We start from the raw sequence: 11,936 nt of genomic DNA, 5'->3' as shown, positions 1-11,936 counted from the left end.
CACCCGCCCCGCTACAGTGGAAGGGCACCCAAGACGGGTGCCCTTCCCGACGGTTGAGGGACTCAAGGCATGCGCGTGATGCGGCGACAGGCGCCAAGCGCCGGCCGGGACCACTGAGGCACCACCTCACACGGTCCGGGCCGGCGCTCACCCCCGCGCCCTGACCGCCACCCACCTGTGAGTCGCCTCCATGTCTTCGCTTCCCCCCGTCGGCCGTCTGAAATGGACAGACGTCCCCACCCCGCTGCGGACCCGCCTCGAAACCGCCCTCGGCTCCACCGTCGTGGACGCCGCCACCCCGGCGGGCGGCTTCGGCCACCAGCTCGCCGCAGCCCTGACCCTCGCCAGCGGCCGACGGGTCTTCGTCAAGGCCGCTCCCGACGACGACCCGCTGACCGACGCCAACGTCCACGAAGCCAACATCCTGGACGTACTGCCTCCCGGCGCCCCGGCCCCCGAGCTCCTGGGGCTCCACCGCGCCGCCGACTGGACCGCCGTCGTCATCGCCCACCTGGACGGACCGCACCCCGACCTCTCCCCGGCCTCGTCCGACGCCGGGCAGACCTGGGCCCTGCTCGACAAGCTCACCTCCAACCCCGCCCCGACTGCCTACACAACGGCGGTCGTCGGCACGCCCTCCGGCGCGGCCGGCCTCCACGGCTGGAACGTCCTGCTCGCGAACCCGCCGGGCGACCTGAACCCCGACGTACGCCACCGGCTGCTCGAACTCGCCGAGCTCGAGGCCGCCTGGCCCGCTCTCGCTCACGGCGACCGCATCGTCCACGGCGACCTCCGCGCCGACAACATGGTCCGCGACCACGACCGCGGGGTGACCTTCGTCGACTGGGCCCACGCCACCACCGGTCCGGCCTGCATCGACGCCGCCTCCCTCGCACCCCAACTCGTCCTCGCCGGACACGCGCCCGCAGACATCGCCCGCCTGCTCTGCGACCACCCCGCCACCGCCATCAGCCCGGACACCACTACGGCGTTCCTGGCTGCGCTCACCGGGCACTGGCACCGCAACGCCCGTAAGCCCGCGCCCCCCGGCGCCCCCGACCTCCGCGCCTACCAACACCGCGCCGCCACCGCTGGCATGGCGCTTCTCGCGCTTCGCATGCACTGAACCGCCGACCGTCCGACCGCGAAGGAGCTGACCCCGCCGCATGGTGACTCTGCGCGCCCTGGCCCCCGACGACGCACCCGACCTCGCCCGCATCTACAGCGGAGCCTCCATCCGGCACACCACTGGCAAGCCCCTCACCCTCGACCAAGCCCACGAGATGATCCGCGCGGCCCTGGCCCGAGCCGCCGAATCCCCTCGCGCGCAGTGGAGCTGGGGCATCCTCGCGGCAGAGGACGGACTTCACAATGGCCGCACCTTCAAAGTCCGTCACCAAGCCAAGTCAGATGGTTCAGCTCTCCCTGCCGGGAACCACGACCTACTCCCGACTCCCCACTGGTACAGCCGGGGGAGCGCCTTGAGGGTCCCAGGCCCTACACGCACTCCAGTGCGATGCCGCAGCTCAGAGCCCTCGGACATCGCACCCCAGTGCGTGTAGGGCCTGGGACCGGTGCCGCTGGCCCCGGACAGCGAAGGACCCCGGGCCGCCCTGCGCCCCGGGGTCCTGTCGCGTCTCTCGCCGCCGCTCACCAGTCGTCGGGGGCGCTGCCCACCCACGCGATCGGCCGGCCCTCGCCGTCGCGGCCCCAGTGCGGTTCCTCCATCGAGGTCTCGTGCCCGTCGGGCAGCACGCAGATCCGCCCCCAGCGGCCGTGCTTGCCCCCACAGAGCCCGGCGAGCCCGTCCGTGTCGCCCTGCGCCACGGCCTGGTCGTAGCGGTCCTGGAACGGCTGGAGACGGGCGCCCAACTCTGTCTCCAACGCCTCCCCCGGGCCTGCGCTCTACATGCGGCTGGACCGTCTCATAGGGGTCCTCCCCGCTGTCCCGTAGGCCGAGGAACATCCGTGTGCGCAGGGGCCATGAGAAGAGTGTGACGAGCATCATGAGTTTGGATAATCGTGGACCTTGTGCACACCGGGTTACCCGGCCGTCCGGCCGCCCTGCCTGTTGGGATCTCGATGAAGAAGAGCCAAAGATGGGCATGTTCACGCTTTGCATGCGACCAGCCCGTTACCCGGCCGCCCGGCCGGGTAACGCTGTGCTGACGGCGTAGCTGGCCTTGTGTGATGCCGAGGTCAACTTGCCATCCCTCAACGGCCCGTGGCTGTCTCTGACACCGTGTAGGTTGTTCAGTGCTTCCCAGAGCGAACCTTCGGAGGGGCCGCGCCTGGCGGGTCCTCGGGCCCGGGGCTCGGCAGCCAAGACGCCGGTCCCACTACCCCGAAGGGGACACGATGGGCAAGCACAAACGGCCAAAGGCGGTGAACTGGAAGAGGGTGCGTCGGCGCACCCGACTCTGGATGGCTCCGACAGCGGCCACGGCGTTCTGGCTGGGGCAGATGATCCACACGTGGATCTGGCCCTACCACTGACGCCGCCCCCAGCTCCATAGCCCTGAGCTGGCGACGGCGTCAAACGCGGGCACGGGGCTCTCGTCGGCCAAGGACGGGGGCCCCGATGCTTTTACTGAGCCTGCAACGAAGGCTGCAACCCCACCCTAACGCACCTATAGATGCGCGAGGGCGAGGTTTCGTGTACAGAGTTGCGTACGCACCTGCGATCGCAGATGCCCGGCACTCATTGATGTCAACGCCGCCTCGGCGCCGCTACGCCGCCGCCCTCAGCACCATCCTCGTCCCGGCCGCCGCCCACACGGCTACGGCGGCACCGCCCTCCCGTACTGCAGGTCAGACGGTGACCCTGCAGGTCCGTGACGCTCTCGCCGAGCTGCCGGTGAGGGCGGAGGACCGCAGCGGTTATGAGCGCAGCAAGTTCAAGCACTGGATCGACGCCGACCACGACGGCTGCAACACCCGCGCGGAGGTCCTCAAGACCGAGGCGGTCGTCGCCCCGGTACAGGGCGCGAAGTGCACGCTCACGGGCGGGCAGTGGTACTCGCCGTACGACGACCGCTACATCTCCGGCCCGAGCGGTCTGGACATCGACCACCTGGTCCCGCTCGCCGAGGCATGGGACTCGGGCGCCTCCGCATGGACCGCGGCCGTGCGGGAGGCCTACGCCAACGACCTCGGGGACCAGCGCGCGTTGATCGCGGTGTCGGCTGCCTCGAACCGGTCGAAAGGGGACCAGGACCCCACCACCTGGCTGCCTCCGGCTACCGGTGCACGTACGTGACCGACTGGGTGGCAGACAAGACCCGCTGGGGCCTGACCGTCGACGAGGGCGAGCACGAGGCCTTGGCCGACCAGCTCGACCAGTGCCCCAACACCCCGTTCACCGTAACGCTGGCCAGGTAACCGAACCGGCCGGCCGTGTAGTCGTTTTCCCGATTGCACGACCGGCCCCCGCACCCTCAGGAGCGAGCACGAACAGCACCACCGTCAGCGGGTGCTGAGCCTGCGCCGGTGTCTGGACCGTTGGCAAGCAGACATCGAGCTCGGCTCAGGACCGGTGAGGATGTCGTGGGTGCCGATGCGGCGCCAGAGGACGTGCAGGGTGCTGGACCGAGGCGGTCGCGCTCGGTAGGACGATCGATAGGGCTCGGCGATTGGCGATTCCGGGCCCCCTGCGCTTTCCGGCGTCAGCAGTACGACCGGTCGTCGATGCGGATGCCGGCGATCGTGGTGTTGGAGGTGCTGTAGAAGCCCCCGTTGGGCGCCAGGCAGTCGGAAGTGATCTGGCCACCGTAGACGTAAAGGACGTAGACGGTGTCATCGTTTCGGGTGTTGATGATGCTGAAGGGGTCGCGGGGGGTGACCGTCTGGTAGTTGCTGGTGATATCGCGGTACATGGCGGAAGGGCTGCCACTGGCCGAGTTGTTGCTGTAGACGCAGACGTACGGATAGGGGCACGAACCCCGGGTGTCAGCGCTCGCGGGCTGGACTCCGCCTGCGAGGGACAACGGCAGGGCGGACAGGGCGGCCAAGGCGGTACCCGCCAGCTTCCTGGACCAGTTCACAGTTGACTCCACAACACTAGTGGCACGATTGTTCATCGGAGGACAACGATATTGATATCGCTGCCACTTGATGATCTTTCAGGATCCCACTAACAGATCGCCAACGAGCAGCCCGCGCTCGTGGATGTCCTCGGCGACGCGCTTGCTGACCATCCTGCAATGCATGTGTTGAGCCACTAAGAAGCCGTTGTCGTGCCGAAGGTGATCGCTGAGTTACCGCTGGTCGGGAGTGAGGACGGCGTCTCTGCGGCAGGGATGACGTGTCGTGTCGTCTGTTCGGTGGAGGTGCCTGATGCCGTCGGTGATGGGGCTGTTGGAGGAGCGGGAGCGTGCGGCCCGGCAGCGGGTTGAGGATCTCCAGGCGGAACTCCGGGAGGCGGAAGCCGTCTGGCAGCGATTCGTGATCGCCCGTGAAACGGTCTGGCAGGTCCTGGCGGAGCCGAATGAGCGCGGACAGGCGCCGAATGTCGACGCCGACCGGCCGGTGCCGGTCGCGGGTGCGGTGCCCGGCTCGGTGGTGCCGGTGTGGCGGGCAGGGCTCGACGCCGCCATCCTCGCGCCGGACTACCGGCGCATCATGGAAATCCTCGTGGAGCGGGACGAGGCGGTGGACTGCCGGCAGCTCGCCTCGGCGTTGGGCTTGGAACCGGTTCCCGCGAAGGTCGAGGGTGTCCGGTCGAAGACCAAGCGCCTGGCCGCGCGAGGCTGGCTGACCGAGGAGAGCCCGGGGATGTTCAGCAGCGTCGACGGGCGAGGCGTCGGCTCATGACCATGCTCATCGACCACCAGATCATGGCCTCCGAACTGTCGGTGCGGGCCTCGTAGTCACGGGCCAGGCGGCGTGAGCTCATCAGCCACGCGAACGTCCGCTCGACCAGCCACCTCTTCGGGAGCACGACGAAGCCCGAAGCGTCGTCGGTGCGCTTGACCACCGTCAACGCGAAGCCGAGGACGCTTCGGGCGAGGTCGACGAGTTTTCCGGTGTAGCCGCCGTCCGCCCACACGAGGGTGATCCGCCAGTGCCGCTCGCGCAGTGCGGCCAGCACCGTCTGCCCGGCCTCGCGGTCGGTGACCGAGGCAGCGGTGACCATCACGGCGAGCAGGAGCCCGAGTGTGTCGACCACGATGTGTCGCTTGCGGCCGTTGACCTTCTTCCCGCCGTCGAAGCCTCGGCTCGCGGCGGGCACGGAGGCGGCGGCCTTCACGGACTGTGCGTCGATGATGCCCGCGGTGGGCTCCCGGTCGCGTCCTGCGGCCTCGCGGACGCGATCACGGAGCCGGTCGTGCAGTTCGCGCGTGAAGCCCTTGTCCCGCCACCTGCGCCAGAAGGCGTAGACCCGGTCCCAGGCGGGGAAGTCGGCCGGCATCGCCCGCCACTTGATCCCGTTGTCGACTACATAGCGCACGGCGTCGATCATCTGCCGGTGGCAGTAGCCCTCCGGCTGCCCGCCCCGGCCCTCCAGCCATCCCGGCACGGGCAGCGACACCCGAACTTGGGCCCACTCGGCGTCGGTCATGTCGGAGGGATAGGTCCGTGCACGTTCGGGACGGTCGGCCGCGTTCCCGAACTGGTGAGCGAGGCAATCACACGACCGGGGAACCGAGTTGGACTCTGCGGGCAGGACAGCGCAAGACTGAGACACCAGGGCCTCCTGGGCTTCGGGCTTCGACAATCCCGAGCTGACCAGGAGGCCCTGTTTTCATGCGCGCACCCGGTGAGGATCACCCGCCCGAGGCGCACCCATCGAACCGATGCTCACCGTGATCGGTACGACGACGGCTTCTAAGCGGCACCTCCGGCAGCTGCGGTGCGCGCAGCGGAGCCCCGTCGTAGCCCTTCACCTCGCCGAAACGAACCCCCTTCATCCAGTCCTCGCGAGCCTGTACGATCTCTTCCTGGGAGTGGGCGACGAAGTTCCACCACATGATCAGCTCCTCGGCGAAGGGCTCGCCGCCCAGGAGCATGACCCCGGCGTCGGACTCGGCGCGCAGGGGGAGTTCGGAGCGGCCGCAGCCGAGGTAGAGCATCGAGCCGGGCAGCACCGGTACGCCGTCCACATGGACCTCGCCGGACATCGCGAGGACGCCGTACTCGAAGTCGGGGTCCAGGGGCAGCCGGACCTCGGCGCCCCGGGCGAGGGCGAGGTCGGCGCCGACGATCGGGGTGTAGGCCGTGCCGGGGGAGACGGAGCCGTCGAGGTCGCCGAGGAGCACCGTGTCGTACTCGAAGTCGGGGTCCAGGGGCAGCCGGACCTCGGCGCCCCGGGCGAGGGCGAGGTCGGCGCCGACGATCGGGGTGTAGGCCGTGCCGGGGGAGACGGAGCCGTCGAGGTCGCCGAGGAGCACCGTGTCGGTCAGGCCCGGCGCGGTGACCGTCGGCAGCTCGGCGTGGAACTCGAACTTCGGCTCCGTGTACCGGTGTGCGTCGGGCAGCGCCACCCACAGCTGGGCGCCGTGCAGCAGACGGGCGTGCGGGCGGGGGCTCTCCTCGGAGTGGCTGATCGCGCGCCCCGCGGTCATCAGGCCCAGCTGCCGGGGCCGGATCGTCTGGAGGCTGCCGGTGGAGTCGCGGTGCAGCACCTCGCCCTCGTGCAGCCAGCTGACCGTCTGCAACCCGATGTGGGGGTGCGGCGGGACCTGCATGCCGGGCTCGTCGGCGATGTCGTCCGGGCCGTAGTGGTCGACGAAGGCCCACGCGCCGATCATGCGGCGGCCGAGGTTCGGCAGCAGCCTGCGCACCTCGGTCGATTCCCCCAGCTTGACCTGGCGGGGGCTCAGCAGCTCGCGGACGGGTTCGGCGACGACGAATCCACGGCCACCGCAGACGGTCGGCTCGGGCGCGCGGTCAAGGTTGCTCATGCCGCCCAACTTAGCGGTGCCGACGCCGGACCGGTGAGCGCGCACGGGTGCAATTCGCCATCGCGCTCACCGCGGGTGCGGAGCCGGGGCGGAAGGGCTCGCCACGGGCGTGGGCGACGCGGAACTCGGCATCGGTGAGGGAGTGCCGACGGTCGGCCGCGGATGGTGGGCCGGGGGTGCCGGGCGGCTCCCGCCGCCGTGGAGGGTGAACAGGACGAGGGCCGCCACCGCCGCCAGGGCCAGCAAGCCCACCACGGTGCCGCGCAGCGGCAGGCGGCGGGCCCTGAGCGCGTCGACCGGCGGGCGCAGGGGGCGCAGATCGGCCGGTCCGACGGCGTTCGCGCGGGCGGCCAGGGCGGCGCGCAGCCGTTCCTCGACGGGTTCCCGGACGGATCCGTCGACGGGGGAGTTGTTCATCGCAGACCCTCCAGACGCCGGCCGAGCGCGTCCAGGGCCCGGCTGGCCGTGGACTTGACGGCCCCTCTCGACAGACCGAGCGTCGCCGCGATCTCGGCCTCCGTCAGATGCGACCAGTAGCGCAGCACCAGTACCTCCCGTTGGCGCCGGGTCAGGGTGCCCAGCGCCGCCAGCACCTCCCGGTGGTCCTCATGGATGAGCACGTCCTCCTCCGGCGCGGGCGCGTGGCCCTCCGGCGCCGGGGGGTGCGCCCGTACGGTCCTGCGCCGACGCAGCACCGAGCGGGCCGTGTTGACCACACTGGTCCGCAGATACGCCTCCGGGTCGTCCAGGGCGGCGAGCCGGTGGCCGTGTCGGCGAAACAGCGCGGTGAACGCGTCCTGCACGACGTCCTCGGCCGTGGGCAGGTCGTCCACCAGCAGCACCGCGAGGCGCACCAGGGGCAACCTGCGGTGGTGGTACAACTCCTCGATCCCGGGCGGGGGTTCGGGGGCGGTCGCCCCCGCGGCCGGGGGACGCGGCCCGGACACGGTGCCCGCGTCCATGCCGACGCGGGCGAGGAGCCGGGTGAATCCCCGCCGGAAGGAAGGGAGTCGGGCGCCTGCGGCCCGTTCCCAGGGCAGGGCCGCCGGTGGTGTGGCTGTCGTCATGGATCTCCCGGGACCGGGCGCGGGGAACCGCCCTGTGGCGGCTCCCCGCACCCGCCCTACCTCAGTGCTGCGGCGGAACCGGCGCCGGAACGGCCGGGCCGTGGTGCGGATGTGCGGGCGTCGACGGCACCGGCGACGGGGACGCGGAGCGCGGCGGCGCGGGCACGGGCGACGGGGTCGCCGTACCGCCCGGAACCGACGGGACGGGGCGCGGGGTCGCCGTTCCGCCCGGGACCGAGGGCACGGGACGCGGGGTCGCCGTACCGCCGGGGACCGACGGGACGGGGCGCGGGGTCGCCGTACCGCCGGGGACCGACGGCACGGGGCTCGGCGTCGCCGTGCGCGTCGGGGTCGACGGCACCGGCTTCGGCGTCGCCGCGGCGTGGTGGTCGGACTGCGCGGCCTGCGCGGCCACGGTGCCGGTGACGGCGAGTGCCGCGCCCAGCGCGGAGACCCCGAGGACGGTGCGCAGCTTGCGGGCGCGGAGCGGGCGGGGGACACGATGTGCGGACATGGGTTCCTTCAGGGCTGGTCGGACAACTGGTCGAAGTGGAGGCCTCCACCTGGACAGACGTCCGACCCCGGTCGGGGTTGCGGGTCCCGGCCGAGAATTTTTCGGGCGCCCCTCACCGCCTCGCTCACCCCCGGGTCCGCCCCCTCAGTAAGTCCCCGCGCCCTCTTCCGCCGCCGTCACCGCCGCCGGATGACCGAACAGCCCCGGCAGCCCCCCGGTGTGCACGAACACGGTCTTCTCGCCAGGACGTACGTCGCCGTCGCGCACCGCCGCCGCCAGCCCGGCCAGGGCCCGGCCCGTGTACGTCGGGTCCAGCACGATCCCCTCGGTGCGCGCGGCCAGCCGCAGGGCCTGCGCCACCGGCTCCGTCAGCGCCGCGTACCCCGCGCCCACCTGGTCCCGCCGCACCCGCAGCCGCTCGGCCAGGACCTCCTCCGAGGTGAGCGGCGCGGCGAACGCCACCACCGCGGCCGCCGGGTCGGCCAGCGCGCCGACGTCGACGCCGAGGACGCATCCGGTGCCGAGAGCGGCGACGAGGCCCGCCATGGTGCCGCCCGAACCGAGCGCGACCACCGCCGTGCGCAGTCCGGGCAGTTGCGCGCGCAGCTCCTCGCCGCAGCGCGCGTAGCCCCGGGCGCCCAGGACCCCGGACCCGCCGAACGGGATCAGCGCGGGGCGCTTCCCGTCCGCGCGCAGCCGGGCACACACCTCGGCCGCGGCCGCGTCCAGACCCGCCTGGTCCACCTCGCCCGCCCAGGCGAGCCGGGCCCCGAACAGCCCGTCGAGCGCGAGGTTCCCGGAGCGGGCGGCACCGGGGGCGCCGCGCAGCACCAGGACGGCGTCAAGCCCCAGCCGGGCGGCCGCGGCGGCGGTCAGCCGGGCGTGGTTGCTCTGCGCGGCGCCCGTGGTCACCAGCGTGTCCGCGCCCTCGGCGAGGGCCGCGCCCACCGTCCACTCCAGCTTGCGGATCTTGTTGCCGCCCCCGCCCAGACCGGTCAGATCGTCCCGCTTGACCCACAGGTCCTCCGGGCCGAGCCCCAGCGCCGCGGCCAGCCGGGGCGCCGGTTCGAGCGGGGTGGGGAAGGTGCCGAGCGGCACGGGCGGATGCGTCATGGCTGATCCTCGGGAGAGGAGGGCGGGGGCCCTCGGTGCGGTGACGGCGATACGACGATCAGTCGATCACAGTAGGTCCCGTACGTCACTCCGCAGGTCCCGTACGTCCCTCCCTCACACCGGCAGCAGCCGCCCCACCAGCTCCCCGAGCTGCCGCGCCGTACGGCACTCGTGCATCTCCACCAGGTCCGCGTACGCCGGTGCCGCCGAGTCCCCGGTGCCCCACTGGCCGGCCGGCTCCGGGTTCAGCCAGTACACGCGCCGGGCCCGCCGGGCGATCTCGCGGACCGCGGGCAGGTTCGGGTCGCTCTGGTTGGTGCGGGCGTCGCCGAGCACGAACACCGTGGTGCGCGGGCCGACCGCGGCGCCGTACCGCTCGGTGAACTCGCCCAGCGCCATGCCGTAGTCGCTGCTGCCGTGCCAGCCGGTGAGCGTGGCCTCCTCGCGGATGCGGGCGCCGAGGCCCTCGGGGTCGGCGCGGCCGTGGTCGAGCAGTCCGGTCACCTCGTCGAGCCGGTTGACGAAGGCGAACACCCGGACCTTGCTGAACTGGTCGTGCAGCGCCTGCACCAGCAGCATCGTGAAGTCGGAGAAGCCCGACACCGAGCCGGACACATCGCAGAGCAGCACCAGTTCGGGGCGGACCGGACGGCGCCTGCGCAGCACCGGGCGCATCGGGACGCCGCCCGTGGACAGCGAGGAGCGCAGGGTGCGGCGCAGATCGACGGTGCCGCGCGCGGCCCGGCGGCGGCGCGCGGCGAGCCGGGTGGCGAGCTTGCGCGCCAGCGGCTGAACCGCCCTGCGCAGCTCGGCCAGTTGGTCCCTGCCCGCGAACAGGAAGTCGACCCGGTCGGCCGTCGGGCGCACCGCGCGCCGGGCGATCTCGTCCCGCCCGCGCCGCTCGGCCACCCGGCGTCGCGCCTCCGCGCCGACCAGCCGCCGGAACTCCTCGATACGGCGCCGGATCTCGTCGTCCAGCAACCGGTCGGCGAAGTCACCGCCGACGCCCGCCCCGGCCCGTACGTCCGCCCGCACCCGTGCCAACAGGGTCTGCGGGCGCAGCCGTTCGAGGGTCTGGTACGCCGACCAGCCGTCCGACCCCGGTGAACTCCCGTATCCGCCGAACCCGTCGACCGCCTGCGCCGCCAACTGGGCCAGCAGCGCGCGGTCGTCGGCCGCCAGTGCCTCGGCCAGCCGGTCGCGCAGGCTCTCGCGGTCGGTGGGGCCGGTGTCCGGGGCGCCCACCCCGCGCGGGAAGTAGAGGTCGAAGACCGGGTCGAACACGGCGCGTTGGGCCGGGCCGTGCAGCAGGGTCGCGGCCAGCCCCTCGCGCAGCAGCTCCCGGTCCGTGAGCCCCAGCGCCTCGGCCGCGCGGGCCGCGTCCACCGTCTCCCCGGTGCCGATCCGCACCCCGTGCGCCCGCAGCGCCCCGACCAGGCCGGTGATCCGCTCGGCGGGGTCCGTCACAGCGCGTCCAGGTCGAGCTTGGCCGCGGCCTTCTGGATGTCCTCCTGGTGCTTGAGGATCACCCCGAGGCTGTCCCGTACGACCGTCTCGTCCAGGGTGTCCGCGCCCAGCGCCAGCAGGGTGCGCGCCCAGTCGACGGTCTCGGCGACGGACGGCGCCTTGCGCAGGTCCATCGCGCGCAGCGCCCCGACCACCCGGACGACCGACTCCGCCAGCGCCGCGGGCAGGCCCGGCACCTTCAGCCGTACGATCCGCCGCTCCAGCTCCTCCTCCGGGAAGCCGATGTGCAGAAACAGGCAGCGGCGGCGCAGCGCCTCGGACAGCTCCCGGCCCGCGTTGGAGGTGAGCACGACGAACGGACGGCGGGTCGCGGTGACCGTGCCCAGCTCCGGCACCGTGATCTGGAAGTCGCTGAGCACCTCAAGGAGCAGGCCCTCCATCTCGACGTCGGCCTTGTCGGTCTCGTCGATCAGGAGCACCGTCGGCTCGTCGCCGCGGATCGCGGTCAGCAGCGGGCGCGGCAGCAGGAACTCCTCGCTGAAGATGTCGGTCCGTGCCTCGTCCCAGCTCTCGTCCCGGCCCGCGCTGATGCGCAGCAGCTGCTTGGCGTGGTTCCACTCGTACAGGGCCCGGGACTCGTCCACGCCCTCGTAGCACTGGAGCCGCACCAGCCGGGCATCGGCCACCCGGGCGACGGCCTTGGCCAGTTCGGTCTTGCCGACCCCGGCGGGGCCCTCCACCAGCAGCGGCTTGCCCAGTCGGGCCGCGAGGAACACGGTGGTGGCCACCGCGGGCGAGGCGAGGTAGCCGGTCCCGGCGAGGCGGGCGGAGACGTCGTCGACGGATGTGAACAACGGGGGCCTCCGGCGGGGT

General features: G+C 72.3%; 12 protein-coding genes and 3 pseudogenes. 4 read left to right on the top strand and 11 right to left on the bottom strand.

The window, feature by feature from the left end:
- The first annotated feature begins 190 nt into the window (after nt 1–190).
- Complete coding sequence (locus ACLF5H_RS14810) at nt 191–1,126, top strand: phosphotransferase (protein ID WP_421676539.1); 936 nt, start codon at nt 191–193, stop codon at nt 1,124–1,126.
- A 40-nt stretch (nt 1,127–1,166) separates the two neighbouring features.
- Entirely contained in the window at nt 1,167–1,562 is a 396-nt protein-coding gene (locus ACLF5H_RS14805) for a GNAT family N-acetyltransferase (RefSeq protein WP_421676538.1), read from the top strand.
- Nucleotides 1,563–1,650: 88 nt separating this feature from the next.
- Here ACLF5H_RS14805 and ACLF5H_RS14800 read toward each other — a convergent pair whose 3' ends face one another.
- Entirely contained in the window at nt 1,651–1,884 is a 234-nt protein-coding gene (locus tag ACLF5H_RS14800; RefSeq protein WP_421676537.1) for a hypothetical protein, read from the bottom strand.
- Between the two features lie 823 nt (nt 1,885–2,707).
- On the opposite strand from ACLF5H_RS14800, the pseudogene ACLF5H_RS14795 reads away from it, so the two are divergent.
- Nucleotides 2,708–3,381: pseudogene (locus tag ACLF5H_RS14795) on the top strand (HNH endonuclease family protein).
- A gap of 284 nt (nt 3,382–3,665) precedes the next feature.
- On the opposite strand, the gene ACLF5H_RS14790 reads toward ACLF5H_RS14795, so the two are convergent.
- Entirely contained in the window at nt 3,666–4,043 is a 378-nt protein-coding gene (locus ACLF5H_RS14790) for a hypothetical protein (protein WP_421676536.1), read from the bottom strand.
- 292 nt (nt 4,044–4,335) lie between these two features.
- Here ACLF5H_RS14790 and ACLF5H_RS14785 point away from each other — a divergent pair, with 292 nt between their 5' ends.
- Nucleotides 4,336–4,812: a hypothetical protein gene (locus tag ACLF5H_RS14785; protein WP_421676535.1), complete on the top strand. Its 477-nt coding sequence runs from the start codon at nt 4,336–4,338 to the stop codon at nt 4,810–4,812.
- On the opposite strand, the gene ACLF5H_RS14780 is transcribed toward ACLF5H_RS14785, so the two are convergent.
- From ACLF5H_RS14780 to ACLF5H_RS14740, 9 genes and pseudogenes are all read right to left on the bottom strand, one after another.
- The gene (locus ACLF5H_RS14780; RefSeq protein ID WP_421676534.1) at nt 4,778–5,560 is read right to left on the bottom strand and encodes an IS5 family transposase; all 783 of its coding nucleotides are present in this window, start codon (nt 5,558–5,560) and stop codon (nt 4,778–4,780) included. The two genes, ACLF5H_RS14785 and ACLF5H_RS14780, sit on opposite strands and share 35 nt — an antisense overlap.
- Nucleotides 5,561–5,765: 205 nt before the next feature.
- Nucleotides 5,766–6,191, bottom strand: a pseudogene (locus ACLF5H_RS14775) (pirin-like C-terminal cupin domain-containing protein); the annotation flags it as partial.
- Between the two features lie 87 nt (nt 6,192–6,278).
- Nucleotides 6,279–6,902 (bottom strand): annotated as a pseudogene (locus ACLF5H_RS14770) (pirin family protein); the annotation flags it as partial.
- 66 nt (nt 6,903–6,968) lie between these two features.
- Nucleotides 6,969–7,319, bottom strand: a complete 351-nt coding sequence (locus ACLF5H_RS14765) for a hypothetical protein (protein WP_421676533.1) — start codon at nt 7,317–7,319, stop codon at nt 6,969–6,971.
- Nucleotides 7,316–7,969 carry an RNA polymerase sigma factor gene (locus ACLF5H_RS14760; protein ID WP_421676532.1) on the bottom strand — a complete coding sequence of 218 codons (654 nt, stop codon included), beginning with the start codon at nt 7,967–7,969 and terminating at the stop codon, nt 7,316–7,318. The genes ACLF5H_RS14765 and ACLF5H_RS14760 overlap by 4 nt, the downstream gene beginning before the upstream one ends.
- Before the next feature lie 61 nt (nt 7,970–8,030).
- On the bottom strand, nt 8,031–8,483 hold the full coding sequence (locus tag ACLF5H_RS14755) for a hypothetical protein (RefSeq protein WP_421676531.1): 453 nt from the start codon (nt 8,481–8,483) through the stop codon (nt 8,031–8,033).
- Nucleotides 8,484–8,627: 144 nt separating this feature from the next.
- On the bottom strand, nt 8,628–9,596 hold the full coding sequence (locus ACLF5H_RS14750; protein WP_421676530.1) for a pyridoxal-phosphate dependent enzyme: 969 nt from the start codon (nt 9,594–9,596) through the stop codon (nt 8,628–8,630).
- Nucleotides 9,597–9,710: 114 nt separating this feature from the next.
- Nucleotides 9,711–11,063 carry a vWA domain-containing protein gene (locus ACLF5H_RS14745; protein ID WP_421676529.1) on the bottom strand — a complete coding sequence of 451 codons (1,353 nt, stop codon included), beginning with the start codon at nt 11,061–11,063 and terminating at the stop codon, nt 9,711–9,713.
- Nucleotides 11,060–11,917, bottom strand: coding sequence for an AAA family ATPase (locus ACLF5H_RS14740; protein ID WP_421676528.1), 858 nt, complete (start codon nt 11,915–11,917; stop codon nt 11,060–11,062). The genes ACLF5H_RS14745 and ACLF5H_RS14740 overlap by 4 nt, the downstream gene beginning before the upstream one ends.
- Between the last annotated feature and the right edge of the window lie 19 nt (nt 11,918–11,936).

Origin of the sequence: Streptomyces sp. LaBMicrA B280 (assembly GCF_049222185.1) — a bacterium.
Classification (GTDB): Bacteria; Actinomycetota; Actinomycetes; order Streptomycetales; family Streptomycetaceae; genus Streptomyces; species Streptomyces murinus.
The sequence above is the reverse complement of the archived record's forward strand: the minus strand, read 5'-3'. Positions and strand labels throughout refer to the sequence as shown.